This window comes from Cellulomonas soli (genome assembly GCF_052036975.1).
Taxonomy (GTDB): Bacteria; Actinomycetota; Actinomycetes; order Actinomycetales; family Cellulomonadaceae; genus Cellulomonas; species Cellulomonas soli_A.
The window spans coordinates 260,580-285,768 of sequence record NZ_JBQIAR010000003.1 but is presented as its reverse complement, the minus strand read 5'-3'; the positions used below and the strand labels follow the sequence as shown (position 1 = coordinate 285,768).

General features: G+C 73.7%; 24 protein-coding genes and 1 pseudogene. 19 read left to right on the top strand and 6 right to left on the bottom strand.

What is annotated here, in order from left to right; genetic code table 11:
* Positions 1–56: 56 nt before the first annotated feature.
* Complete coding sequence (gene xylA / locus ACTHAM_RS05255; RefSeq protein WP_440685071.1) at positions 57–1,244, bottom strand: xylose isomerase; 1,188 nt, start codon at positions 1,242–1,244, stop codon at positions 57–59.
* 69 nt (positions 1,245–1,313) lie between these two features.
* On the opposite strand from xylA, the gene ACTHAM_RS05250 reads away from it, so the two are divergent.
* The 4 genes from ACTHAM_RS05250 (at position 1,314) to ACTHAM_RS05235 (ending at position 5,929) form a co-directional block, all read left to right on the top strand.
* Positions 1,314–2,525: an ROK family protein gene (locus tag ACTHAM_RS05250; RefSeq protein ID WP_440685069.1), complete on the top strand. Its 1,212-nt coding sequence runs from the start codon at positions 1,314–1,316 to the stop codon at positions 2,523–2,525.
* 18 nt (positions 2,526–2,543) lie between these two features.
* Positions 2,544–3,719, top strand: a complete 1,176-nt coding sequence (locus ACTHAM_RS05245; RefSeq protein WP_440685067.1) for a lactonase family protein — start codon at positions 2,544–2,546, stop codon at positions 3,717–3,719.
* 68 nt (positions 3,720–3,787) lie between these two features.
* Entirely contained in the window at positions 3,788–5,134 is a 1,347-nt protein-coding gene (locus ACTHAM_RS05240) for a glycosyltransferase (RefSeq protein WP_440685065.1), read from the top strand.
* A gap of 54 nt (positions 5,135–5,188) precedes the next feature.
* Positions 5,189–5,929: a phosphoglyceromutase gene (locus tag ACTHAM_RS05235; RefSeq protein ID WP_440685063.1), complete on the top strand. Its 741-nt coding sequence runs from the start codon at positions 5,189–5,191 to the stop codon at positions 5,927–5,929.
* Positions 5,930–6,148: 219 nt separating this feature from the next.
* Here ACTHAM_RS05235 and phoU read toward each other — a convergent pair whose 3' ends face one another.
* Entirely contained in the window at positions 6,149–6,814 is a 666-nt protein-coding gene (gene phoU, locus ACTHAM_RS05230) for a phosphate signaling complex protein PhoU (protein WP_440685061.1), read from the bottom strand.
* A gap of 146 nt (positions 6,815–6,960) precedes the next feature.
* Here phoU and ACTHAM_RS05225 point away from each other — a divergent pair, with 146 nt between their 5' ends.
* The 6 genes from ACTHAM_RS05225 (at position 6,961) to pstB (ending at position 13,003) form a co-directional block, all read left to right on the top strand.
* Positions 6,961–8,103: a sensor histidine kinase gene (locus ACTHAM_RS05225; RefSeq protein WP_440685059.1), complete on the top strand. Its 1,143-nt coding sequence runs from the start codon at positions 6,961–6,963 to the stop codon at positions 8,101–8,103.
* Positions 8,100–8,816, top strand: coding sequence for a response regulator (locus ACTHAM_RS05220; RefSeq protein ID WP_440685057.1), 717 nt, complete (start codon positions 8,100–8,102; stop codon positions 8,814–8,816). The genes ACTHAM_RS05225 and ACTHAM_RS05220 overlap by 4 nt, the downstream gene beginning before the upstream one ends.
* 144 nt (positions 8,817–8,960) lie before the next feature.
* Entirely contained in the window at positions 8,961–10,076 is a 1,116-nt protein-coding gene (pstS, locus tag ACTHAM_RS05215; RefSeq protein ID WP_440685055.1) for a phosphate ABC transporter substrate-binding protein PstS, read from the top strand.
* 103 nt (positions 10,077–10,179) lie between these two features.
* Positions 10,180–11,241: a phosphate ABC transporter permease subunit PstC gene (pstC, locus tag ACTHAM_RS05210; RefSeq protein ID WP_440685053.1), complete on the top strand. Its 1,062-nt coding sequence runs from the start codon at positions 10,180–10,182 to the stop codon at positions 11,239–11,241.
* Complete coding sequence (gene pstA / locus ACTHAM_RS05205; protein WP_440685051.1) at positions 11,241–12,212, top strand: phosphate ABC transporter permease PstA; 972 nt, start codon at positions 11,241–11,243, stop codon at positions 12,210–12,212. The genes pstC and pstA overlap by 1 nt, the downstream gene beginning before the upstream one ends.
* An 11-nt stretch (positions 12,213–12,223) precedes the next feature.
* Positions 12,224–13,003 carry a phosphate ABC transporter ATP-binding protein PstB gene (gene pstB / locus ACTHAM_RS05200; RefSeq protein WP_440685049.1) on the top strand — a complete coding sequence of 260 codons (780 nt, stop codon included), beginning with the start codon at positions 12,224–12,226 and terminating at the stop codon, positions 13,001–13,003.
* A gap of 56 nt (positions 13,004–13,059) precedes the next feature.
* On the opposite strand, the gene ACTHAM_RS05195 is transcribed toward pstB, so the two are convergent.
* Positions 13,060–13,587, bottom strand: a complete 528-nt coding sequence (locus ACTHAM_RS05195; protein WP_440685048.1) for a hypothetical protein — start codon at positions 13,585–13,587, stop codon at positions 13,060–13,062.
* Positions 13,588–13,760: 173 nt separating this feature from the next.
* Here ACTHAM_RS05195 and ACTHAM_RS05190 point away from each other — a divergent pair, with 173 nt between their 5' ends.
* The 3 genes and pseudogenes from ACTHAM_RS05190 to ACTHAM_RS05180 all read left to right on the top strand — a co-directional run.
* On the top strand, positions 13,761–14,243 hold the full coding sequence (locus ACTHAM_RS05190) for a CarD family transcriptional regulator (protein ID WP_028046210.1): 483 nt from the start codon (positions 13,761–13,763) through the stop codon (positions 14,241–14,243).
* Positions 14,244–14,282: 39 nt separating this feature from the next.
* Positions 14,283–15,029, top strand: a complete 747-nt coding sequence (gene ispD / locus ACTHAM_RS05185; protein WP_440685046.1) for a 2-C-methyl-D-erythritol 4-phosphate cytidylyltransferase — start codon at positions 14,283–14,285, stop codon at positions 15,027–15,029.
* 13 nt (positions 15,030–15,042) lie between these two features.
* Positions 15,043–15,516, top strand: a pseudogene (locus tag ACTHAM_RS05180) (2-C-methyl-D-erythritol 2,4-cyclodiphosphate synthase); the annotation flags it as partial.
* On the opposite strand, the gene ACTHAM_RS05175 reads toward ACTHAM_RS05180, so the two are convergent.
* Entirely contained in the window at positions 15,438–16,466 is a 1,029-nt protein-coding gene (locus tag ACTHAM_RS05175; RefSeq protein ID WP_440685044.1) for an EamA family transporter, read from the bottom strand. The pseudogene ACTHAM_RS05180 and the gene ACTHAM_RS05175 overlap by 79 nt on opposite strands.
* Positions 16,467–16,538: 72 nt before the next feature.
* Here ACTHAM_RS05175 and ACTHAM_RS05170 point away from each other — a divergent pair, with 72 nt between their 5' ends.
* The 3 genes from ACTHAM_RS05170 to ACTHAM_RS05160 are packed head-to-tail and all read left to right on the top strand — an operon-like array spanning position 16,539 to position 19,521.
* Positions 16,539–18,317 (top strand): lipase family protein, encoded by a 1,779-nt coding sequence (locus tag ACTHAM_RS05170; protein WP_440685042.1) that lies wholly within the window; start codon positions 16,539–16,541, stop codon positions 18,315–18,317.
* Positions 18,314–19,249: a LysR family transcriptional regulator gene (locus tag ACTHAM_RS05165; RefSeq protein WP_440685040.1), complete on the top strand. Its 936-nt coding sequence runs from the start codon at positions 18,314–18,316 to the stop codon at positions 19,247–19,249. Before ACTHAM_RS05170 ends, ACTHAM_RS05165 begins: the two co-directional genes overlap by 4 nt.
* A 47-nt stretch (positions 19,250–19,296) precedes the next feature.
* Positions 19,297–19,521, top strand: coding sequence for a hypothetical protein (locus ACTHAM_RS05160; RefSeq protein WP_440685038.1), 225 nt, complete (start codon positions 19,297–19,299; stop codon positions 19,519–19,521).
* Positions 19,522–19,575: 54 nt separating this feature from the next.
* On the opposite strand, the gene ACTHAM_RS05155 is transcribed toward ACTHAM_RS05160, so the two are convergent.
* Both ACTHAM_RS05155 and ACTHAM_RS05150 read right to left on the bottom strand, forming a co-directional pair.
* Positions 19,576–20,541, bottom strand: coding sequence for a quinone oxidoreductase family protein (locus ACTHAM_RS05155; protein WP_440685036.1), 966 nt, complete (start codon positions 20,539–20,541; stop codon positions 19,576–19,578).
* A gap of 54 nt (positions 20,542–20,595) precedes the next feature.
* Positions 20,596–21,948 carry a D-arabinono-1,4-lactone oxidase gene (locus tag ACTHAM_RS05150; protein ID WP_440685034.1) on the bottom strand — a complete coding sequence of 451 codons (1,353 nt, stop codon included), beginning with the start codon at positions 21,946–21,948 and terminating at the stop codon, positions 20,596–20,598.
* Between the two features lie 107 nt (positions 21,949–22,055).
* On the opposite strand from ACTHAM_RS05150, the gene ACTHAM_RS05145 reads away from it, so the two are divergent.
* The 3 genes from ACTHAM_RS05145 to ACTHAM_RS05135 are packed head-to-tail and all read left to right on the top strand — an operon-like array spanning position 22,056 to position 25,174.
* Positions 22,056–22,742: a TetR/AcrR family transcriptional regulator gene (locus tag ACTHAM_RS05145; protein WP_440685032.1), complete on the top strand. Its 687-nt coding sequence runs from the start codon at positions 22,056–22,058 to the stop codon at positions 22,740–22,742.
* Positions 22,743–24,002, top strand: coding sequence for an MFS transporter (locus ACTHAM_RS05140; RefSeq protein ID WP_440685030.1), 1,260 nt, complete (start codon positions 22,743–22,745; stop codon positions 24,000–24,002).
* Positions 23,999–25,174: an alanine racemase gene (locus ACTHAM_RS05135; protein WP_440685028.1), complete on the top strand. Its 1,176-nt coding sequence runs from the start codon at positions 23,999–24,001 to the stop codon at positions 25,172–25,174. The genes ACTHAM_RS05140 and ACTHAM_RS05135 overlap by 4 nt, the downstream gene beginning before the upstream one ends.
* The last annotated feature ends 15 nt before the right edge of the window (positions 25,175–25,189 follow it).

The following is a 25,189-nucleotide window of genomic DNA, read 5'->3' as shown; positions in this document are numbered from 1 at the left end:
GGTGCGGGGTGCGCACCGACCGACCGGCTCGTCGGGTCAGACCTGGTGAGGCTGGTTCAGCGGGCGCCGAGCGCGTGCTCGAGGGCCAGCTGGTTGAGGCGCACGAAGTCGAAGCCGCGCGCGGCGACCGCGTCGACGTCGAGGTCCTCGTAGGCCGAGGTGTCGGCCAGCAGGTCGGCCAGCGTCTCGCCCTCGGCGAGGGTCGGCGTGGCGAGCTCGAGCACGCCGGACGCCTCGAGCGCCTCCTGCACCTCGGGGTCGGCACGGAACGCCAGGGCGCGCTCCTTGAGCAGCAGGTAGGTGCGGATGTTCGCCTCGGCCGACGCCCAGACGCCGTCGAAGGACTCGGTGCGCGAGGGCTTGTAGTCGAAGTGGCGGGGGCCGTCGTAGCGCGGGCCGCCGCTCGGGAAGCCGTTCTCGATGAGGTCGACGGTGGCGAACGCGGAGAACAGGTCGCCGTGACCGAACACGAGGTCCTGGTCGTACTTGATGGACCGCTGGCCGTTGAGGTCGATGTGGAACAGCTTGTTGGCCCACAGCGCCTGCGCGATGCCCGAGGTGTAGTTCAGGCCCGCCATCTGCTCGTGGCCGGTCTCGGGGTTCAGGCCGACGATGTCGCCGTGCTCGAGCTGGGCGATGAAGCCGAGCGCGTGGCCGACGGTCGGGAGCAGGATGTCGCCGCGGGGCTCGTTGGGCTTGGGCTCGATCGCGATGCGCAGCGAGTAGCCCTTCTCCTTGATGTACGCGGCGACGGTGTCGATGCCCTCGGCGTAGCGGTCGTGCGCGGCCTTGAGGTCCTTGGCCGAGTCGTACTCGGCACCCTCGCGGCCGCCCCACATGACGAACGTGTCGGCGCCGAGCTCGGCGGCCAGGTCGACGTTGCGGACGACCTTGCGCAGGCCGTAGCGGCGCACGCGACGGTCGTTCGAGGTGAACGCGCCGTCCTTGAAGATCGGGTGGCTGAAGGTGTTGGTCGTGACCATCTCGACCGTGATGCCGGTCTCGGCCAGCGCGCCCTTGAAGCGGGCGAGGATCTGGTCGCGCTCGGCCGCGCTGGAGCCGAACGGCACGACGTCGTCGTCGTGGAACGTGACGTGCGCGGCGCCGAGCTCGGCGAGCTTGTGCACGGACTCGACGGGGTCGAGCCACGGGCGGGTCGCGCTGCCGAACTGGTCCTGCGCGTTCCAGCCGACGGTCCAGAGACCGAAGGAGAACTTGTCTGCGGGGGTGGGCTTCGTTGCCAAGGGAGTGCCTCCTCGTCGAGTTTTGTTTCCGGCATGAATTTATCCCCACCGCAGCGGTAAGGTCAAGCCATGCCGAGCCGCGACGACGCCCAGGTGGCGCGACAGGACCGGATGCGCGAGCACAACCTCAGCCTCACCCTGCGCCGGGTGGTGGACTCCCGCATCCCGCTGTCGCGCGCGCAGGTGGCGGCGTCCACCGGACTGGCCCGGGCGACCGTCACGGGGCTCGTCGACCAGCTGATCGCCGCCGGGCTGGTCCGTGAGCTGGACCCGGTCTCCCAGCAGCGGGCGGGGCGCCCCGCCGTGCCCCTCGCGCCCGCGCAGCGCACCGTCGCCGGGGTGGGCATGGAGGTCAACGTCGACTACCTGGGGGTGCGGGCGCTCGACCTGGCCGGCACGGTCCTGGCCGAGCACGTCGAGAAGGTCGACCTGCGCGCCTCCGACCCTGCGGACGTGCTCGGGCGCCTGGCCCGGTCCGCGGCCGAGGTGCTGGGCGGGCTCGAGGCCGCCGACGTGCGCGTCGCCGGAACGGCGCTGGCCCTGCCGGGGCTCGTCGACCGGGTCACCGGCCCGCTGCGTGTCGCCCCCAACCTGCACTGGCGCGACCTCGACGTGGTCGCCGAGCTGTGCCGCGAGCCCGCCCTGGCCGCCCACCCGCCACGCCTGGCGAACGAGGCCAACCTGGCCGCACGCGCCGAGGCGCACGCGCGCCGCGACACCGGCGACGGCCCACCCAGCTTCGTCTACGTCTCCGGTGAGGTCGGCATCGGTGGCGCGCTCGTGCTGGACGGTGAGATCTTCCTCGGGCGGCACGGGTGGAGCGGCGAGATCGGGCACATCGTCCTGGACACGTGCACCGAGTCCGGGACGCTCGAGGAGCTGGCCGGGCAGGACGCGATCCTGCGCGCCGCGGGGCTGCCCGTCGGCGGGGCGTTCGACGCGCTGCGCGACGTGCTCGACCACGGCGAACCTGCTGCGCAGGGGCGCGCACGTGCCGCGGTGCGGGCCGCGGGCCGCTCGCTCGGTGTCGCGCTGGCCAACGTGGTCAACGTCGTCGACCTGGGCGAGATCGTGCTCGGGGGCACGTTCTCGCTGCTGTTCGACGACCTGCAGCACGAGGTGGCCGCCGAACTGGCCCGGCGGGTCATCTTCGCGCCCTGGTCGCCGCTGGAGGTCTCGCGGGCCGTCGCCCACCCGTACCCGGCGATGACCGGCGGGGCGCTCGCGGTGCTGCGGACCGTCATCGCCGAGCCGGGGGCGTGGCTGCGTCCGGTCGGCTGAGCCGTACGCTCGGTGACCGTGAGCACGCAGACCACAGCACCGAACCCGCTCTGGGTCGGCACCTACCCGGTCGCCGGCGCAGGCACCCCGACGGGCCTGGGCGAGGGCATCTGGCGGGTCGACCTGGACCCGGCCACGGGTGCCCTGGGTCGGCCGCGACAGGTCGTCGTGACCCCGTCGCCGTCGTTCGTGCTGGCCCATCCGCACGGCGCGGTCCTCTACGCGGCCGACGAGTCGCAGGTCGGCAGCGTCACCGCGTTCGCGGTCGAGCCGGACGGCACGCTGCGACCGCTCGCCACCGTCGGCTCCGGCGGTGCCTACCCGTGCCACCTCGCGCTCGACGACGACGCCCGCACGCTGTACGTCGCGAACTACACGTCCGGCACCCTCGGGGTGATCCCGCTGGCCCCCGACGGCACGTTCGCCCCCGCCGCGCTCGACGCGGCCGGCCCCGTGCAGGTCTTCGGGCACGAGGGGTCGGGCCCGGACGCCGAGCGGCAGACGAGCCCGCACGCGCACTTCGCGGTCGTCGCCCCCGGTGGTGCGCACGTGCTGGTGGTCGACCTCGGCACCGACGAGCTGCGCCGCTATGCACGTGACGCCGACGGCCTGCTCACCCCGGACGGGATCGCCGCGACGTTCCCCGCGGGTGCCGGCCCGCGCCACCTGGTGTTCGGGACGGCCGACACGACCGCTCCCGCGGCGGCGTACGTCGTGGGCGAGCTCGACGGGCACGTGCACGTGCTGACCTGGGACTGCGCGACGGCCAGCGGCACGCTCGTCGCCTCGGTGCCCACGCAGGCCGCCGCGCCCGCAGCCGGGTCCCCGACCGGTCTGCAGCTCTCCCGCACGGGACCGGCCGCTGGTCGGCCCGAGACCGTGCCCTCGCTCGGGGCGCACGTCACGCTCGACGGTGACCGCCTGCTGGTCGGCGTGCGGGGTGCGGACGTGCTGGCCGAGCACCGGCTGGCGCCGGACGATGACGGCCCGGGCGCCGCTCTGCTGCCGCGCCACCGCACCGACCACGCCCTGCCCGGGTCGTGGCCGCGCCACCACGCCGTCGTGGCCGGGTGGACGGTCGTGGCCCAGCAGGTCGACGGTGGGCTGGTCGTCCTGGCGGCCGACGGCACCGTCGTGGGTCACGCGGACGTCCCGGCACCGACCTGCGTGACCGCAGTCCCGTCCGGAGCCTGACCACAGGGCGCGAGAATGGTGCCCTGGCCTCGGGCACGACCAGCCCGCCATCGCAGGAAGGAGCATCTGTGACGCCCGAACGTGCGCCGCGCGTCGCGATGCTCTCCGTGCACACCTCCCCGCTCGAGCAGCCCGGCACAGGGGACGCCGGCGGCATGAACGTGTACGTGCTGGAGCTCGCGCGCGCCCTGGCCGCCCGGGGCGCACGCGTCGAGATCTTCACGCGCGCGGTCTCCTCCGACCTGCCCGAGACGGTCGTGCTCGACGGCACGGACGCCGACGGTGCCCCCCTGACCGGCGACGCGGCCCGCCGCGTGCTGCTCGCCGAGGACGTCCCGCCGCTCGTGGTGCCGCCGGTGCTCGTGCACCACGTGCCCGCCGGACCGTTCGAACGGCTCGACAAGAACGACCTGCCCGGCGTGCTGTGCGGCATGGCAGCAGGCGTGCTGCGCTCCGAGGCCGCCCGGCGTCCCGGTTGGTACGACGTCGTGCACTCCCACTACTGGCTGTCCGGCCAGGTCGGCCGCCTCACCGCCGAACGGTGGGAGGTGCCGCTGGTGCACACGGCGCACACGCTGGCGCGGGTCAAGAACGCTTCGCTGGCCCCCGGCGACACCCCCGAGCCGACCGCCCGGATCCTGGGGGAGGACGAGCTGGTCGCCTCCGCCGACGCCCTGGTCGCCAGCACACCCGTCGAGGCCGGCGAGCTCGTCGACCTGTACGGCGCCGACCCCGACCGCGTGCACATCGTCGAGCCGGGCGTCGACCTCGACCGGTTCACACCCGGCGGCCCGGACTCGCGCGTGCAGGCCCGGAAGGCCCTCGGGCTCCCGCTCGAGCGCGACGTGGTGCTGTTCGCCGGACGGGTGCAGGCGCTCAAGGCCCCCGACGTGCTGGTCCGGGCGCTGGGCGTCCTGGCCGCCACCGGTCGCCCCGTGCCGCTGCTGGTGGTGCTCGGCGGTCCCAGCGGCCGGTCGACCTCCGTGCGCGAGCTGCAGGCGCTGGCCGCGATGACCGGCGTCGCCGAGCACGTCATGGTGCGCCCCCCGGCCACCCGTGACGTGCTCGTGGACTGGTACCGCGCAGCCGACGTGGTGGCCATGCCGTCCCGGTCGGAGTCGTTCGGCCTGGTCGCCGCCGAGGCGCAGGCGTGCGGGGTCCCGGTGGTCGCGGCGGCCGTCGGCGGGCTGCGCACCATCGTCGACCACCGTGTCTCCGGGCACCTGGTCGAGGGGCACGACCCGGCCGACTGGGCGGACGTGCTGGCCGGCGTGCTGGCCGACCCCGCGTGCCGGCTGCGCCTGGGAGCAGCGGCGCGCACGGTCGCCGAACGGTTCGGCTGGGACGCCGCGGCCGACCGCATGCTCAAGGTCTACGACGTCGCGCGGGAGGCGCGCCTCGGCGCTCGCGGCTGACCGTGGGACGGACGTCCCTGCGTGCGTCGGCGGCAGGTGGGGCAGGATTGCCCCATGACCTACACCCTCGTGCTCCTCCGCCACGGCGAGAGCGAGTGGAACGCCAAGAACCTGTTCACCGGCTGGGTCGACGTGGCCCTGTCCGAGAAGGGCGTCCAGGAGGCCAAGCGCGGCGGGACGCTGCTCACCGACGCCGGTGTGCTGCCCGACGTCGTGCACACCTCGCTGCTGCGCCGCGCGATCACCACCGCGAACTACGCGCTCGACGCCGCCGACCGCCTGTGGATCCCGGTCAAGCGCAGCTGGCGCCTGAACGAGCGCCACTACGGTGCGCTCCAGGGCAAGGACAAGAAGCAGACGCTCGAGGAGTACGGCGAGGAGCAGTTCATGCTCTGGCGTCGTTCCTACGACGTCCCGCCGCCGGACATCGAGCTCGGCTCGGAGTTCTCGCAGGACAGCGACCCGCGCTACGCCGGTGAGCCGATCCCGCGGGCCGAGGCCCTGGCCCAGGTGCTCGTGCGTGCGCTGCCCTACTGGCAGTCGGACATCGTGCCGGACCTGCAGGCCCGCAAGACGGTCCTGGTCGCCGCGCACGGCAACTCGATCCGCGCGCTGGTCAAGCACCTCGACGACGTGGACGCGGACACCATCGCCGGGATCAACATCCCGACCGGCATCCCGCTGCTCTACACGCTCGACGAGGAGACCCTCAAGCCGACGAACCCGGGCGGGACGTACCTCGACCCCGAGGCCGCGGCCGAGGCCATCAAGGCCGTCGCGAACCAGGGTCGCTGACCTTCGCCACGCCGCGACGGCGCCGGCACCCCGCGAGGGGGCCGGCGCCGTCGTCGTTCCTGCCCGCCGGTCCTCAGCGCCCTCCCCGTCGCGGTGCCGGTCGCGGCTGACCGGCCGGTGCGCCCGATCAGCCGGTGTGCCGACGACGACGCGGGCCCGCACGCCACCCCCCGGTGACCGTGCGAGCCCGCTGTCCTCGTCGCCCCCTGGGGGCCTCGATCACGCCGTCGGCGCGTCGACCTGCTCGGCGAAGTCGCCGGTCACCAGGAACACCACGCGTCGGGCGACCGAGACTGCGTGGTCGCCGAACCGCTCGTAGTACCGGCCCAGCAGCGTCACGTCGACGGTCTCCTGCGGGCTGCCCATCCACGAGCCGCCGAGCAGCGCCGTGAAGGTGTCCTCGTGCAGCTCGTCGAGCAGGTCGTCGTCGGCCTCGATCCGCTCGGCCAGCGCCAGGTCGCGCGACTCCAGCAGCGTCGTGGTGCGCCGGGCGACCCGGACCGCCGCGTCGTGCATCTCGGAGAACGTGCCGGACAGCGGCTGCGGCACGGCCTTGCGCGGGTAGGTGCGGCGGGCGACCTGGGCGATGTGCCGGGCGAGGTCGCCCATCCGCTCCAGCGACGCGCTCATCCGCAGGGCGGAGACCACCACCCGCAGGTCGGTGGCCACGGGCTGCTGCTGCGCGAGCAGGAGCACGCAGCGCTCGTCGAGCTCGCGCTCGACGGCGTCGATCGCCAGGTCGTGCGCGATGACGGACTCGGCCAGGGCGAGGTCGCCCGTGCCCAGCGCGATCCCCGCGTCGGTGATGGCCTGCTCGACCCGGGCACTCATTGCCACCAGGTCCTGACCGAGCTGCTTGAGCTCGGCGTCGAAGATCTCCCGCATGTGCTCCCTCTCCGATGCGTGCGGCGCCCAGGTTCGCACGGGCAGGTGAACGGATCTCCTCGCCCAGGTGAACACTGGACGGCCGAGGTGTGCCTGCACGCCCACGGTGCCCGAGGCGGCCCGCGGGCGCACCTAGGGTGTGGGCTGTGGAGGGGATCGACGGGCTTGTCCTGCTGCTGGCCGGTGCGCTGGGGCTGCTGACCGGCATCGGGGCTGCATGGGCGTTCGGCTGGAGCGAGCGCGCGCTGCGCACCGTGCCGCCGCAGCCCGAGCCGGAGCTCGACGACGGGCTGGTGCGCATGATGGCCGTGCTGCGCTCGGCCGCGGTCGCGCTCGACCCGGAGGACCGGGTGGTGCGGGCCAGCCCGCCGGCGTACGCCCTGGGGGTGGTGCGCGACGGGCGCCTGCAGCACGCGGCCGTCCGGGAGCTGGTCGCGGCGGTCCGCCGTGACGGTGTGATCCGTGACGAGGAGCTCGACCTGCCGCGCGGTCCGCTGGGGCAGGGGCGCATGCTGCTGCAGGTCCGCGTCGCGCAGGTGACGCCGCAGCTGGTGCTGGTGCTCGCCGAGGACCTCACCAAGGAGCGCCGGCTCGAGGCGGTGCGCCGCGACTTCACCGTGAACGTCTCGCACGAGCTCAAGACGCCCGTCGGCGCGTTGTCGCTGCTGGCCGAGGCCGTCGAGGACGCCGCCGACGACCCTGCCGCGGTGCGCCGGTTCGCGGCACGCATGGGCTCGGAGGCCACGCGGCTGTCGGTGCTGGTGCACGAGATCATCGAGCTGTCCCGCCTGCAGTTCTCCGGTGCGCTGCAGGACATGGCGCCCGTCGACATCGATGACGTGCTGGCCGAGGCGGTCGACCGGGCGCGGACGACCGCCGGCGCCAAGAACGTCGAGCTGGTGGTCGGTGGCGACGAGGGTGAGCAGGTGCTGGGAGACCGTGCGCTGCTGGTCACCGCGGTGCGCAACCTGGTCGACAACGCCGTGGCCTACTCGGCAGCGGGCACCCGGGTGGGTGTCGGGGTGCACCGGTCCGGTGACGTGGTGGAGATCGCCGTGGTGGACCAGGGCATCGGGATCGCGGCCGTCGACCAGGAGCGTGTCTTCGAGCGGTTCTACCGGGTGGACCCCGCGCGGTCGCGCGACACCGGCGGCACCGGGCTCGGTCTGTCCATCGTCAAGCACGTCGCCGCCGACCACGGCGGTGAGGTGACCGTCTGGTCGCAGCCCGGCAAGGGCTCGACCTTCACCCTGCGCCTGCCCCGACACGAGAGGACCTCCACCCCGTGACCCGCATCCTGATCGTCGAGGACGAGCCGTCGTACTCCGAGCCGCTGGAGTACCTGCTCACCAAGGAGGGGTACGAGGTGGTGACCGCCGCGACCGGCCCCGACGGGTTGGCGCGGTTCGACGAGGGCGGCGCGGACCTGGTGCTGCTCGACCTCATGCTCCCCGGCCTGCCCGGCACCGAGGTGTGCCGGCAGCTGCGCACGCGCTCGGACGTGCCGGTCATCATGCTCACCGCCAAGGACGGCGAGATCGACAAGGTCGTCGGCCTGGAGCTGGGCGCCGACGACTACGTGACCAAGCCGTACTCCTCGCGCGAGCTGATCGCGCGGGTGCGCGCGGTGCTGCGCCGTCGCGCGGCGGCCGGCGGGTCGGCCACCGGGCGCCCGGAGGCCGAGCCGGACGACGAGGACGAGTCGGTGCTGACGCTCGGCCCGGTGCAGATGGACGTCGAGCGGCACACCGTGCACGTGCGTGGCGAGCTGGTCGCGTTCCCGCTCAAGGAGTTCGAGCTGCTGGAGATGCTGCTGCGCAACGCGGGCCGGGTGCTGACCCGCATGCAGCTGATCGACCGGATCTGGGGTTCGGACTACGTGGGTGACACCAAGACCCTGGACGTCCACGTCAAGCGGGTGCGGGCCAAGATCGAGGTCGACCCGGCCGCGCCCGAGCTCCTGCAGACCGTCCGGGGGCTGGGCTACAAGCTGGCCGACTGACCCTGCTGGACGGCCGACCATCCGTCGACTGACGTTCACCTGGGGTTCACCCAGGACCTGCGGACAGGTCATCTGGGCTTCCTACCGTCGGACCACGGCGGCGCACACAACCGGTGCGCGCCTGGACCGACAGGACGGAACACAGTGAAGCTCTCCTTCCACCGCAGCATCGGGGCGGTCGCCCTGACCGGCGCCCTGGCCCTCACGCTCGCGGCCTGCGGCTCGGACGACCCGACGGCTGCCGCTGCGACCGGCGGCTCGGGTGAGCAGACGGAGGCCTCGACGTTGAGCGGCGAGCTCAACGGTGCGGGCGCCAGCTCGCAGGAGAAGGCGATGGACGCCTGGCGCGCCGCCTTCCAGAGCACGAACCCTGACGTCACGGTCAACTACGACCCGGTCGGCTCGGGCGGTGGCCGCACGCAGTTCCTCGAGGGCGGCGTGCTGTTCGCCGGCTCGGACTCGGCCCTCAACGAGGACGAGATCGCGCAGTCGGCCGACGTGTGCACCACGCAGGCCATCGACCTGCCGGTCTACGTCAGCCCCATCGCGGTCGTCTTCAACCTGGACGGCGTCACCGAGCTGAACCTGACCCCGGCGACGATCGCGGGCATCTTCAACGGCTCGATCACCTCGTGGGACGCCCCCGAGATCGTGGCCGACAACCCCGACGCGACGCTGCCGGCCGTGGCCATCACGCCCGTGCACCGCTCGGACGACTCGGGCACCACGAAGAACTTCACGGACTACCTGGCCAAGGCCTCCGGTGGCGCGTGGACGTTCGAGGCCGACGGCGTGTGGCCGATCGAGGGTGGCGAGTCCGCGCAGGGCACGTCCGGCGTGATCCAGACCGTCCAGGGCGGCCAGGGCACCATCACGTACGCCGACAACTCGGCCGCCGGGACGCTCGGCAAGGTCGCGATCAAGGTCGGCGACGCGTTCGTGGCCCCGTCCGAGGAGGGTGCGGCCATCGCGGTCGACGCCTCGCCGCGGGACGACGCACGTGACGCGAACGACATCGTGATCAAGATCGACCGCGAGACCACCGAGGCGGACGCCTACCCGCTGATCCTGGTCAGCTACGCCGTCGCCTGCCTGCAGTACGACACGCAGGAGAACGCGGACCTGGTCAAGGGCTTCCTCTCCTACGTGGTCAGCGCCGAGGGCCAGTCGGCCGCCGAGGACGCCGCGGGTTCCGCGCCGATCTCGGACGCGCTGCGCACGGACGTGCAGGCCGCGATCGACGCGATCACCGCGGGCTGATCTCCCGCCGGGCCGCCGATGGTCGGCCCGTCCCCACCACGGGTGACGGGCCGACCATCGGCAGCCGTACGACAGGACCCCGCAGCACATCGGCAGGAGCACCGTGACATCCACCCAGAGCATCCCCACCCCGGGGGCGTCGGCCCCCGGGACGGGTACGCCGGCGCCCGCCGGCACGCCGCAGCCCGGCAGCGGACGCCCTCGTCGGGCGGGCTTGCCGGGCCGCCGCACGACCCGGCCTGCCGACCGCGGCGCCAGCCGCGTGTTCCGGTGGCTGGCGACCGGCGCGGGCACGCTGATCCTCGTGGTCCTGGCCGCCGTGGCGGTGTTCCTCGTGATCAAGGCGTGGCCGGCGCTGAGCACCCCGGCGGAGCAGCTGGCCGACGAGGTGAGCCTGCTCGGCGGTTCGACGCTGCTGGAGTTCGTCGGTCCGCTGGTCTTCGGCACGGTGCTGGCCGCGGCGCTCGCCCTGCTGCTGGCGATGCCGGTGGCGCTGGGCATCGCGCTGTTCATCTCGCACTACTCCCCGCGCCGCCTGGCCAACGCGCTGGGCTACGTGGTGGACCTGCTGGCGGCCATCCCGTCGGTGGTCTACGGCCTGTGGGGGAGCCTGGTGCTGGCTCCCGCGATCCAGCCGTTGTGGGCCTGGCTGGGGAGCACCTTCGGGTGGATCCCGCTGTTCTCCGGCGTGGTCTCGCCGACGGGCCGGGTGCTGGCGACCGTGGGGATGGTGCTGGCGGTGATGATCCTGCCGATCATCACGGCGGTGACGCGTGAGGTGTTCCTGCAGACGCCGCGTCTGCACGAGGAGGCGGCGTTGGCGCTGGGCGCCACCCGCTGGGAGATGGTCCGCACCGCCGTGCTGCCGTTCGCCCGCTCGGGGATCGTCTCGGCCGCGATGCTCGGCCTGGGCCGTGCGCTGGGCGAGACGATGGCCGTGCTGATGATCCTGTCGCCCGGGATGCTCTACTCGTTCAAGCTCCTGGTCGCCGGCCAGCAGCAGACGATCGCGGCGAACATCGCCGGCCAGTTCCCCGAGGCGAACCCGATGGGTGTCTCGACCCTCATCGCCACGGGCCTGGCGCTGTTCCTCATCACGCTGCTGGTCAACATGGCGGCTCGTGCGATCGTCGCGCGCCGCAAGGACTTCTCGGGGGCCAACTGATGACGACGACGACCCCCTCCGCCTCGTCCGGGCCGGCGACGGCCCCGGTGAGCGACCTGCGCGCCCAGCTCGAGGCGCACGACCCGCGCCGCAAGCGCACCGACCTGATGATGCGTGTGCTGATCACCGGGGCGTTCGTGCTCGCGATGGTCCCGCTCGTGTCGGTGTCGTGGACCGTGATCTCGCACGGCATCGAACGGTTCGACCTGGACTTCCTGCAGTACTCGATGCGTGGCGTGTACGGCGGCATGGACGCCGGCGGCATCTACCACGCGATCGTCGGCACGGTCGAGATCACCTTGTTCGCGACGCTGATCTCGGTGCCGATCGGCTTGCTCACCGCGGTCTACCTGGTCGAGTACGGCCGGGGCGCGCTGGCCAAGGCCGTGACGTTCTTCGTCGACGTGATGACGGGCATCCCCTCGATCGTCGCCGGTCTGTTCGCCTACGCGCTGTTCGCGGTGATCTTCGGACCGGGCGTGAAGATGGGCGTGGTCGGCTCGGTCGCCCTGTCGGTGCTGATGATCCCGGTGGTCGTGCGCTCGTGCGAGGAGATGCTGCGGCTGGTGCCCAACGAGCTGCGTGAGGCGGCACTGGCCCTGGGCGTGCCGAAGTGGCTCGTGGTGGTCAAGGTCGTGCTGCGCACGGCGGTCGCCGGCATCGGCACGGGCATCATGCTGGCCATCGCCCGTGTCATCGGTGAGACCGCACCGCTGCTGATCACGGTCGGTGTCGTCGACTCGATCAACTTCAACCTGTTCGACGGCCGCATGATGACCCTGCCGGTCTTCGTGTACCGCCAGTTCCAGCAGGGGCTGGTCCCGTGCACCCCGGGCGACACCGCCTGCATCCCGACGATCAACTACGACCGTGCCTGGGCCGCGGCGCTGACGCTGATCCTCATCGTCATGCTGCTGAACCTGCTCGGACGCCTGATCACCCGCTTCTTCGCCCCCAAGAACCTCGGCTGAAAGACACACCCATGGCACAGCGCATCGACGTCAAGGACCTGAACATCTACTACGGCGACTTCAAGGCCGTGGCGGACGTGCAGATGCAGATCGAGCCGCGGTCGGTGACGGCGTTCATCGGCCCGTCGGGCTGCGGGAAGTCCACCTACCTGCGCACCCTCAACCGCATGCACGAGGTCATCCCCGGTGCGCGCGTGGAGGGCACGGTCGAGATGGACGGCATCGACCTGTACGCGGACTCCATCGACCCGGTGGCCGTGCGTCGCCAGGTCGGCATGGTGTTCCAGCGGCCCAACCCGTTCCCGACGATGTCGATCGCGGAGAACGTGCTGGCGGGTGTGCGCCTGAACAACAGGCGCATCTCCAAGGGCGACGCGCAGGACCTCGTCGAGCAGTCGCTGCGCGGCGCGAACCTGTGGAACGAGGTCAAGGACCGGCTCGACCGGCCCGGCTCGGGCCTGTCGGGCGGTCAGCAGCAGCGTCTGTGCATCGCGCGGGCCATCGCGGTCAAGCCGCAGGTGCTGCTCATGGACGAGCCGTGCTCGGCCCTGGACCCGATCTCCACGCTCGCGATCGAGGACCTCATCGCCGAGCTGAAGGCCGACTACACGATCGTCATCGTCACGCACAACATGCAGCAGGCGGCGCGGGTCTCGGACCGGACGGCATTCTTCAACCTGGCCGGCACGGGCCAGCCGGGTCGTCTGGTGGAGATCGACGAGACGGCGACGATCTTCTCCTCGCCGCACGAGCAGGCCACCGAGGACTACATCTCGGGCCGCTTCGGCTGATCGGCCGAGGCCGCCCGACCGGCCGGTCGGGTGGCGTGCCCGGTCGCGCTGACCGGTCAGCCCGCGGCGGGCACCAGATCGGCGTACTCGGGCAGCGTGCCGTCGAGCACGGGGACCTCCAGCTCGTCGGAGCCGGCCGAGCCGGTCGCGATCGTCAGCGTGGTGAGCGCACCGGGGGCCGCCCCGACGCTGTCGATCTCGAAGGACTCACCGTCGTCGCCGCCGAACGTGACGACGCCGTCGGCAGGGACCTCGACGGTGCTCTGCGTGCCGTCGACGGTGAGGGTGACCTCGGTGTCGCTGCTGCCGTCGTTGGCGAGGCCACCGATGAGCACGCCGGGTTCGCCTTCGGCCGCGGTGATCACGAGCAGGTTGACCGCGCGCACGTCGCCGAGCGTGGTGCCCACGCCGTCCGCGGCGCTGTACGCCTCGGCGGTCTGCAGCGGGTTGGTGGCCGAGCAGGCGCTGAGACCGGCGACGGCCAGCGCTGCGGCGGCGATGACGGCAGGGCGGGTGCGGCGGGCTCGGCGGGTGGCTGACGACGGGGCGCTCGGGAGGGCGGTCGACGGGGTCGACGGGGTCACGATGACTCCTCGGTGGGGGCGCGGGCAGACGGGGCCAGCGTATCGGCCTGGCGCGCGGACTCGAAGGGCAATGCGCTGACCTGCAAGAACGCGGTTCGAAAAGGAAATCTGGTCCGCGATCGTGGCAAATCCGGCGTGGTAAGATAGGCCTCTGCGAAAGGGGACACCAGCAGATGACTTTCACTGTTGGGGAGACGGTTGTCTACCCGCACCACGGTGCAGCGTTGATCGAAGAGATCAAGACCAGGACCATCCGGGGAGAGGACAAGCTCTACCTGAAGCTCAAGGTGGCCCAGGGCGACCTGACGATCGAGGTGCCCGCGGAGAACGTCGATCTGGTGGGCGTCCGCGACGTGGTCGGCCAGGAAGGCCTCGACCGCGTGTTCGAGGTGCTCCGTGCGCCCTACACGGAGGAGCCCACCAACTGGTCTCGCCGGTACAAGGCGAACCTCGAGAAGCTGGCCTCCGGCGATGTCATCAAGGTCGCGGAGGTCGTCCGCGACCTGTCGCGTCGTGACGCCGACCGCGGCCTGTCCGCGGGTGAGAAGCGCATGCTCGCCAAGGCTCGTCAGATCCTCGTCTCGGAGCTCGCCCTGGCCGAGCACACCGAGGAGGAGAAGGCCGAGGCCATCCTCGACGAGGTCCTCGCGTCCTGACGCGCCTCGTCACCGCCTGAACTCCCTGAGCCGCGTCCCGTGACCACCGCTGTCGTCCTGACTGCGGCCGGTAGCGGGGCGCGGCTCGGTCATGTGCTGCCCAAGGCGCTCGTCCCCGTGCGGGGCGAGCCCCTGCTGGTGCACGCCGCGCGTGGGCTCATGGCCGCCCGTACGGAGGCGGGGGAGCGGGTCGCGGTCCTCGTGGTGACTGCCCCCGAGGGGTTCGTCGCCGACGTCCGTGCTGCGCTCGAGACCGACCTCGGCGCCGGTCCGGGGGTCGTACCCCCGGTGGTCGTGGTCGGCGGCGCGAGTCGGCAGGCGTCGGTCGCCGCGGGCCTGGCTGCCCTGCCGCCCGAGGTCGACGTGGTGCTCGTGCACGATGCCGCCCGCCCGTTCGCGCCCCCGGCCCTGGTGGCGTCCGTGGTCGAGGCCGTCCGTGCCGGGCACCGGGCCGTGGTGCCGGGCCTGCCCGTCACCGACACCGTCAAGCGCGTGGGGCCGGGCGGCGTGCTCGGCTGGCCCGTCGAGGCGACGGTGCCGCGTGCGGAGCTGCGCGCCGTGCAGACCCCCCAGGGGTTCGACCGGGCGCTGCTGGACCGCGCGCACCGCGCGGCGGCGGCCGATGCGCACGACGAGTCCGTGGCTGCCTCGGACGACGCCGGCCTGGTCGAGCGGCTCGGGGAGCCCGTGTGGGTCGTCCCGGGCGACGAGCGGGCCGCCAAGATCACCACCGCTCGCGACCTCGCCGTCGCCGAGCTGCTCGGCGACGACCTGTCGCCGGCCTGAGGACGGAGCGCGCATGAGCCAGACACCCGACCACGGCGCGGGCGCCGACGACCGGCCGCGCGGCACGGCCGTGCCGATCCCACGGACCGGCATCGGGGTCGACGTGCACGCCTTCGACCCGGACCCGGCACCTGGCGCGATGCTCCACCTGGCGGGTCTCGCCTGGCCCGGGGAGCGGCCGCTGGCCGGGCACTCCGACGCCGACGTGGCCGCGCACGCCGCGGCGGACGCGTTGCTGTCGGCCGCCGGTCTGGGTGACCTGGGATCGAACTTCGGCACGGCCGAGCCGGAGTGGGCCGGTGCGGCGGGTGCGGTGCTGCTGGCCGAGGCGGCACGCCGGGTCCGAGGGGCAGGGTTCGAGATCGGCAACGTCGTGGTGCAGGTGATCGGGAACCGGCCCCGGCTCTCTCAGCGGCGGGCGGAGGCCGAGAGCGTGCTGTCGGCGGCGGCCGGTGCGCCGGTGAGCGTCTCGGCGACCACGTCGGACGGGCTCGGGCTGACCGGGCGCGGCGAGGGCGTCGCCGGCATCGCCTCGGCGCTGGTCGTCCCCGTCCTGCCGGTCTGAGCCGCCCGGCTGCTGCCCAGCAGCACCCCGCCCACGACCAGGGTGCCGAGGACGATCTCGACCAGCGGCGTGGGTTCGCGCAGCACGAGCCAGGACGTGCCGATGCCGACCACGGGAACCAGCATCGAGAACGGCGCCACGACGCTCGAGGGGTGCCGGGCCATGAGCGCGGTCCACAGACCTGAGCCGAGCAGCGTCGCGACGAGCACGGTGTAGAGCAGCCCGGCGAGGGCGAGCAGCCCTTGCCGGGTGCCCAGGCCGCTGAGTGAGTCGGCGATCTGCGCGGGGCCCTCCGTGGCCAGTGAGAGGGCCAGCATCGGCACGGGTGGCACGACCGACATCCACAGCGTCAGCCGCAGCGGTTCGGGGGCCCGGGCCTGCCTGTTGGCCAGGTTGCCGAACGCCCACCCCAGGCCACCGCACAGGGTCAGCAGCACGGGCAGGAGGGTCGCGCCGCCGTCCAGCTGTGCGCGGTGCACCGCGATCCCGCCGAGGCCGATCACCGCCAGTCCGATGCCGACCGCCTGCCGGGCGGTGAACCTCTCGCGCAGCAGCACCCCGGCCAGCAGCACGGTGAACGGCGCCGAGGACTGCAGCACCAGCGAGGCCAGCCCGGTGGGCATGCCGGTGTCCATGGCCAGGTACAGGAAGACGAACTGCAGCACGCCGAAGCCGACCCCGTAACCCAGGATCCACCGCCAGGCGACGGCGGGCCGCGGTACGAGCAGCACGGTGGGCACGGCGAGGAGGGCGAACCGCAGGGCCACCAGGAAGAACGGGGGGAACTGCGCGAGCGAGAGGTGGATGGCCAGGAAGTTCAGGCCCCAGCACACGGCGACGGTCACGGCGAGGAGGCGGTCGCGCAGGGGCATGGCCCGAGTCTTGCCGGACGGGACCGTTGAGCACCATCGACTTCTCGTGACGTGTCTGTGTAGCGTCGCTGCATGGTCTCTCGTCTGCCGACCGCGGCAGTCAGTGGGTGGCTCGGTCGTGCCCCGCGGGTCTGGCGCGCGGTGCTCGGCGCGCTGTGCGTCGTCGGGGGCGTCTGGCTGCTCACGCGTCCGCTCGCCTCGCTCACCACCCTCGTCCTGGTCAGTGCCGGGTGTCTGCTCGTCGCGGGCGTCGGTGAGCTGCTCCCCGGCCCGGACAGGTCGAGGGTCGCCGGCGCGGTGCAGCTCGCGGCCGCCGTCGTCCTGGTGGTCTGGCCGGGGCCGAGCCTGCGCGTCGTCGCGCTGCTGGTCGGGGCGGCGATGGTCGTCAGCGGCGCCCGGCGCGCGTGGGGGGTCCGCAGCGCCCGCGGCCTGGACCGGGTCGTCGCGGCCGGGCTCGGCGGCGCGACGCTCGTGCTGGGGCTGCTCGCGCTGTCGTGGCCGGACGTGACGTTGCTGGTCGTCGCGGTGGCCTTCGGTGCCCGCACGCTGGCGGTCGGTCTGGTCCACCTGCTGGCTGCGGTGCGCCGCACAGTGCCTGCCGTCGACCCGGGCGGCCCCGCCGAGGGGGTGACCGGTCCGCGCCGTGGTCGGCTCGCGGCGGCCGGTGCCGTCCTCGGGCTCGTGCTGGTCCTCGGGCTGGCGGCGGTCAGCGCGGCCGTCCACCAGGGCACTCCGGTCGTCGACGCGTTCTACGACGCGCCGCAGGACGTCCCCGACGAGGCCGGCGCGCTGCTGCGAGCCGCGCCGTTCGAGCGCGACGTGCCCGACGGGGCGCAGGGGTGGCGGATCCTGTACACGACGACGCGGGACGACGGGGTCCCGGCTGTCGCGTCCGCGCTGGTCGTCGCCCCGGAACGCCACGACGCGGCCCTGCCGGTGATCGCCTGGGCGCACGGCACCACCGGCTACGCGCGCGCGTGCGCCCCGTCCCTGGCCGCGCACCCGTTCGAGTCCGGCGCGCTGTTCGTCACCGACCAGGTGGTCGCCGAGGGCTGGGTGCTGGTCGCCACCGACTACGTCGGTCTGGGCACCGAGGGCCCGCACGGCTACCTCGTCGGTCAGGGCGAAGGACGGGCCGTGCTCGACGCGGTGCGCGCCGCCCACGCGCTCGACGGCCTACGGCTCGACGACCGGACCGTCGTGTGGGGGCACTCCCAGGGCGGGCACGCCGCGCTGTGGGCGGGTCAGCTCGCCGACCAGGTGGCGCCCGACCTCGACGTGCGCGGCGTGGCAGCCCTCGCGCCCGCCGCCGACCTCGGGGCCCTGCTGCCCGCCCTCGCCGACGTCACCGGCGGCAGCGTGTTCCTCTCGTACGCGATCGCCGCCTACACCGCGACCTACGACGACGTCTCGTTCACCGCCACCGTGCGCCCGGCGGCGCAGGAGCTCGTGCGCGCCATGAGCGGGCGCTGCCTCGCCGAACCGGGTGTCGCGGTCTCCGTGCTGCAGGCCCTCTCGCTCACGCGCGACCCACAGGTGCTCGCCGTCGACCCGACGCAGGGTGCTCTCGGTGAACGGCTCGAGCAGAACACACCGACAGGGCACGTGCCCGCGCCCTTGCTCCTCGCGCAGGGGCAGGCCGACGGCCTCATCACCCCGCAGATCCAGGCCGGCTACGTCGCACGCCGCTGCGCCGCCGGTCAGTCGCTGGACTACCGGGTCTACCCGGGGCTCGACCACGTCGGTCTGGTCCGCGCGGACTCGCCGCTGGTGCCCGAGCTGCTCGCGTGGACCAGCGCGCGGTTCGACGGTGACCCGGCAGTGTCGACCTGCGCGGGCGGTGGGGGATGAGCGCGGGCGACCTCGACCCACGCGCACTGCACACGCTGCGTGCGGTCGGCACGCACGGCGGTGTCACCGCGGCCGCCAGCGTGCTGCACCTGACCCCGTCGGCGGTCTCGCAGCAGCTCGCCGGGCTGCAGCGCGACGTCGGGGTCGCGCTCACCGAGCGCGTCGGTCGTGGCCTGCGTCTCACCGCGGCCGGTCAGGCGCTCGCCGATGCGGCCGTCGACGTGGCGGTCGCGCTGGAGCGCGCCCGGGCCGCGGCGGAGACGTTCCTCGGGCGGCCTGAGGGGGTGGTCAGCGTCAGCGCGTTCCAGAGCGGCGCGCAGCTGCTGCTGCCAGGGCTGCTGACCCGGGTCGCGGCGCTCGGTGGCATCACTCTGGAGTGCAGCGACGAGGACGTCGCGCAGGACGAGTTCGCGGCGCTCACCGACCGCGTGGACGTGGTCGTGGCGCACCGGCCGGACCGCAGCCACGACTGGTCCGCCGCCGGCGTGCGGGTGCTCACCGTGCCGCTTCTGCGCGAGCCCCTCGACGTCGCCGTGCCTGCGGGCCACCGGCTTGCCGAGCGCGAGGCGATCGATCCGGCCGACCTGGTCGGCGAGGACTGGATCGCGGTCCGCGACGGATTCCCGGTGGCGACGGTGCTCGCGGCGGTCGCCACGACCTCGGGCGGCGCCCCGCGGATCGTGCACCGGATCAACGACTTCCACGTGGTCGAGGCCTTCGTCGCCGCCGGTCACGGCATCGCGCTGCTGCCGCGCTACACCTCGGGCACGGACCCCCGGGTGCGCCTGGTGCCGTTGGCGGGGGTGCGGGCGGGGCGACGGATCGACGCCCTGGTCCGCCCCGACCGTGCCGAACGGCTCGTGGTGCGGCGGGTGCTCGCCGAGCTGGAGGACCTGGCCGGTGCGGTCGTCGGCGCCCGTCCGCGTCCGTGACCTGGAGCATGTAGAGAATCGGACATATCCCCTGTAGCGTCCCGCCCGTGACGTCGACGTCTGAGCAGCTCGCCATCGGATCGATGAGGACGGGAGCGCTCCCGCAGCTCTCCCCCGTGGGCCTGCCGAGGCGCGCCCCGGTCGCACGCGTGCGCGTCCGGGTACGGGTGCCCTCCGAGGTGCTGGAGGCGGCCTGGCAGGGCCTGCAGAGCCTCGACGAGGTGCACCGGCCCGTGCTGAGCGGGCCGCTGCCTCCGCGCCCGAGCTTCTGAGTCCCCGCGCCCGCGCCACGTCGTCGCGCGGGCGCCGACGTCAGGGCGGGACCGTCAGGGCAGGAGCACGAGCTTGCCCCGCGCGTGCCCGGCTCGGCTGTCGCGGTGCGCCTCGGCGGCCGCCTCGAGCGGGTACGTGCGGGCCACGTGCACCTCGATCGAGCCGTCGGCGGCCAGCTCGACCAGCTGCGCCCGGGCCGCCTCGCGCACCTGCGTGCCCGGGTCCGCCCCCGGCCCTGAGCCCAGCAGCTGGACGCCCAGTGCGGCACCGTGCGCGAACCCCGCGATCGTCGCGACCCGGGTGCGGTCGGCGACGAGGGCCACCGACGCGTCCAGCGCCTCGTCGGTGCCGGCGGTGTCGACCGCCACCGTGACGGGCCCCGTCGTGGCCTCGACCTCCCGGACGCGGTCAAGCAGCCCCTCCCCGTAGGCGACGGGGATCGCACCGAGCTCCTGCAGCTCCGCCGCCGAGTCGGCCGAGCCGGTCGCGATGACTCGCGCGCCCCGCAGCACGGCCAGCTGCACGAGGAGCCGGCCGACGCCTCCCGTGCCGCCGTGCACCAGGACGACGTCGCCGCTGCCGACCGCCGTGGCGGCCAGCGCGTGCATCGCCGTGGCGCCCGTCGACAGCAGCCCGGCGGCCTCGGCCCAGCCGAGCGAGGGGGGTCTGCGCACGCACGACGCCTCGGGCACCCGCACCCGCGAGGCGTACGCGCCGCGGACCGGCCAGGCGACGACCTCGTCGCCGGGTGCGAGCCACCGCACGCCCGGCCCCACCTCCAGCACCACACCGGCGGCCTCCAGGCCCAGGCGCAGCGGCAGGCGTGCGGGGTCGTGACCGGCGGTGCCGGAGTAGGACTTCCAGTCCCACGGGTTCACCGCGGCCGCCCTGACGTCGAGCAGCACCTCCCCGAGACCGGGGGGGCCGGGGTCGATCGGCACCACCTGCAGCACCTCGGGGCCGCCGTAGGCGGTCGCGACGACGGCGCGGGCAGGCTGGACTCCCGGGGCGAGGGGCATCACGACAGGGTGCACCCCCTGTCACGCGCACACCAGGGGGGAGGTGCCGTCGACCTACCGGTCGGCGCCGAGCACGTGGTCCAGGTAGGCGTTGCGGAACACCCCGTCGGGGTCGGCCTGCGCGCGCACGCGCTGCACGTCGGCGAACCGCGGGTACAGCGCGTCCAGGTCGGAGGCGTCGAGCCCGTGCAGCTTTCCCCAGTGCGGGCGTCCGGCCAGCTCGGCCGCGATCCGCTCGACCGCGTCGAAGTAGCGCCGGTGCGGCAGCCGCAGGTACTGGTGCACGGCGATGTACGCGGTCGGGCGCCGGTAGGCCGTCGAGAGCCAGACGTCGTCGGCCGCGGCGAAGCGCACCTCGACGGGGAACGGCACGGGGGTGTCGTGCGACCGGGTCCAGGCGTCGATCGCGGTGAGCATGTCGGCCACGTGCTCGCGCGGCACCGCGTACTCCATCTCGCGGAACCGGACCCGGCGGGGCGAGACGAAGACCTCGTACGACGGCGCGGTGTAGGTGCGGGCCGACAGCGCGCGGGCGGCGACGCGGTTGACCGGCGGGACGGCGGCGGGCACGAGCGTGGTGAAGCGGTTGGTCATCGCGAACAGCCCGTTGGACAGCAGCTCGTCGTCGACCCACGCGCGGGCGCGGGGCAAGGGTTCGTCGACGTCGTCCTCGACGCGGTTGTTCCGCTTGGTCAGGGCGATGCGGGTGTGCGGGAACCAGTAGAACTCGGCGTGGTCGTTGCCCTCGACCAGGCCGTCGGGGTGCGCGATGCTCGCGGCGTCGGAGATCTGCTCGAGCACGGTCGGCAACGGCCATGGCTCCTCGCGCGCTCGCAGGCGGAAAGCCGGCACGGCCTCGAGCGTGACGGCGGTGAGCAGCCCGACGGATCCCAGCCCGAGCCGCGCGACCTCGAACAGCTCGGGCTGGTGGGTCGGTGAGGTCTCGACGACCTCGCCCTGGGCTGTGACGAGCCGCAGGCCCACCACCTGGGTGCACAGGCCGCCCAGGTGGGCGCCCGTGCCGTGCGTACCGGTGGAGATCGCCCCGGCGATGGACTGCCGGTCGATGTCGCCGAGGTTGCGCAGGGCCAGGCCGCGGCGGGCGAGCTCGGTGTTGAGCCGGCCGAGTCGGATACCTGCACCGACGGTGACGTGCGTGGTGCCGTCGGGCCGGGGGTCGACGCGCTGCACGTCGGCGAGGTGGTCGAGGTGCACCTGGACCCCGTCGGTGACGGCGGCCCCGGTGAACGAGTGGCCGGCGCCGACGGCTCGCACGGGCAGCGTGCCGGCGGTGCGCACGAGCTCGCACACCTCGACCTCGTCCCTGGGGTGCGCGACGCGTCTCGGTGACGCACTCTCGGTGCGTGACCAGTTCTCCCAGTGCGCTGCGACGCTGCGGCGACCCATGACGCGAGCGTCGCCTGGACACCTGTCCACGTCAAGTGTTCCGGTCATAGCCCTGCGTTGACTAGTGTCATGCCCACCATGATGCACAGATGGACGGGGAGGGCCCGATGAACCGCCTGCCGGTGGCAGAACGACGAGAACAGCTGATCGAGGCGGCCCTGGCCGTGGCCAGCCGGGACGGCATCGACGCCGCCACCGTGCGCGCCGTGGCCGCCGAGGCCGGGGTGTCGCTCGGCGTCGTCCACTACTGCTTCCAGGACAAGGCCGAGCTGATGCGCGCCATGGCGCACGCCATCACCGGCCAGAACGCCTCCGGCTCGCTCGCAGGCCTGCCCGCGGACGCCCGGGTGGAGCAGATCATCGACGCGGTCCTCGGCGGGCTGTGGGACGGCATCAGCTCGCACCGCGGCTCGCAGCTGCTCAGCTACGAGCTGACCACCTCCTCCCTGCGGCACGCCGACCTGGCCCAGGTGGCCAAGGAGCAGTACGAGGGCAGCTGGACGGCCGCCGAGCAGGCGCTGGGCATGATCGAGCAGGCCGCCGGGGTCACCTGGTCCGTGCCCCGCTCCGACCTGGCACGGGTGGTCGTCGCCCTCGTCGACGGGTACTCCCTGGCCTGGTTGGTCGACGGCGACGACGGCGCCGCCCGCAGCGGCCTGCGCAGCGTCGGCGGCTACCTGGCGACCCTCGCCCGCCCGGCGCCGACGGCCGCACCCGCGCCGGACGCGCCGCACGACCAGGGCGCAGATCAGGCGCCGCACCCGGCGGGCACCACACCCGCGCCGGACGCCTGAGTGCGCGCGGTCGACCACGCCCCTGTGCCGGGGCCCGGCGCCCGAGCCGCCAGGTTCGCGGTCTCGGGCGGGTTCGCCGCGCAGGGACTCGTCTACGCCCTCCTGCTGACCAGCCTGGAGGGGTTCAAGGAGCGCTACGGCATCGACGACGGCCAGGTGACGCTGGTCGTGCTCGGTGTGTGCGTGGTGGCCGCGCTGGGTACCTGGCTCGCCGACACGGTGGCCCGCGGCGGAGGTGGCAGCCGGCGTGTGCTCACGCTCGGGCTCGCGGTGCTCGTCGTGGCCGTGAGCCTGGCAGCGACCGCCCCCACGACCGGTGTGCTCGTCGGGGCGTTCGCGGTCTACGGGCTCGGGCTCGGACTGGTCGACGCCGGGACGAACATGCAGGCGGTGAGCGTGCAGCGGGCGTACGGCCGTTCCCTGCTCACGAGCTTCTACGCCTCGTGGACCGTCGCGGGGATCGTCGGGGCGCTCGTCGTGTCCGGTGCGGCCCGGCTGCCCGCCGCAGCACCCGACGGGCTGGCGCTCCTGCCCGGCGGGCTCGTGGCGGCGCTCGCCGCAGTGCTCGTCGCCCGGTGGGGCTGGCGCTCGCGGCCCGTCGACGTGACGCCCGACGTCGACCGCGCGGCCGCCCGCGCCCCCGCTCCGGAGCCTGCCCGGAAGGACACCCGGCTGCCGTGGGGCCCGGTGCTGCTGCTCGGCCTGGGCGTCGTCGCGTTCTACGTCGCCGACTCCGCGGTGTCGACCTGGAGCACCATCTACCTGGGCGACGTGCTGCTCGCCCCGACGGCCGTGGCACCGCTCGCCTACGCCGCCTACCTGGGCACCACCCTCGGCTCGCGGCTCACCGGCGACCTGTGCGTGCGCCGCTGGGGTCGGGGACCGGTCGTGCGCGTCGCGGCGCTGATCGGCGCTGCGGGGCTCGCCCTGGTGGTCGTGGCCACGTCCGTGCCGCTCGCGCTGCTCGGGTTCGCGCTCGCCGGTGCGGGCCTCGGACCGATCGCCCCGCTGTGCTTCTCGGCCGCCGGCAGCCTCGCGCCGGGGCACGCCGACGCGGTCGTGGCGCGGCTCAACGTGTTCAACTACGTCGGAGCGGTGCTCGGCGGTGTCCTCGTGGGCGCCATCGCCACCGCCTCGACGTTCCGCATCGGCTTCGCAGTCCCGGTGCTGCTCGTGCTCGCCGTGGCGGCCGTCGCCGGCAGGTTCGGCCGACGCGCCACCCCGGTCCCCGACCCGCACACGCAGGAGGTCCGCACATGACGCTCGGCGAGCGGCTCGACGCCGCCACCGCGGGACTACCGGCACCCCTGGCCGTGCTCGACCTGCATGCGCTCGAGGCGAACGCCACCGACCTGGTGCGCCGCGCCGCAGGCACACCCGTGCGCCTGGCCAGCAAGTCGCTGCGCGTGCGCCACGTGCTCACCGAGGTGCTGGCCCGACCCGGGTTCGCCGGCGTCATGGCCTACAGCGTCCGCGAGGCGCACTGGCTCGTCGGGCACGGTGTGCACGACATCCTCGTGGGCTACCCGAGCGTCGACACCGAGGCGCTGGACTCGCTCGCGGTCGACCCCGCCGCGGCGGCCGCCGTCACGCTCATGGTGGACGACGTGGCCCAGGTGGACCTGCTCGCCCGCGCCGCCGCACGCCGAGGGGCGCGGCTGCAGCTGTGCCTGGACGTGGACGCCTCGCTGCACCTGGGGTGGGGCCCGTGGCGGGCGCACCTGGGCGTCCGGCGCTCCCCGGTCCGCACCGCCCAGGACGCCGCCCAGCTGGCGGCGCAGGTCGCCACCCGGGACGGCCTCCACGTCCGCGGCGTCATGTTCTACGAGGCGCAGGTGGCCGGCATGCCCGACTCCGACCCGCTGGTGCGGGCCGTCAAACGTGCCTCGGTGGCGGACCTCGACCGACGGCGCCGGCAGGTCGTCGACGCCGTGCAGGACGCGCTGGGCCACCCGTTGGCGCTGGTGAACTCCGGCGGGTCGGGCTCGCTCGAGACCAGCGCCGCCGACCCCGTCGTCACCGAGGTCACGGCCGGGTCCGGCCTGTACGTGCCGACCCTGTTCGACCACTACCGCGCGTTCACGCCCCGCCCGGCGGCGTACTTCGGTCTCGACGTGGTCCGGGTGCCGGGCCCCGGTTACGCGACCGTGTTCGGCGGCGGGTACGTGGCCTCCGGGCCGGCCACCCGCTCGCGGCTGCCGCGACCCGTCGAACCGGCCGGGCTGCAGCTCACCGGGCGCGAAGGTGCCGGCGAGGTCCAGACGCCCCTGCGCACGCGCGGGCAGGACCTGCGGGTCGGCGACCGGGTCTGGTTCCGGCACGCCAAGGCCGGCGAGCAGATGGAGCGGTTCGACACGGTGCACCTGGTGCGCGGCGAGCACCTCGAGGCGTCGGTGCCGACGTACCGCGGTGAGGGGCGCACCTTCGGCTGACGTGCGCCGGTAGCC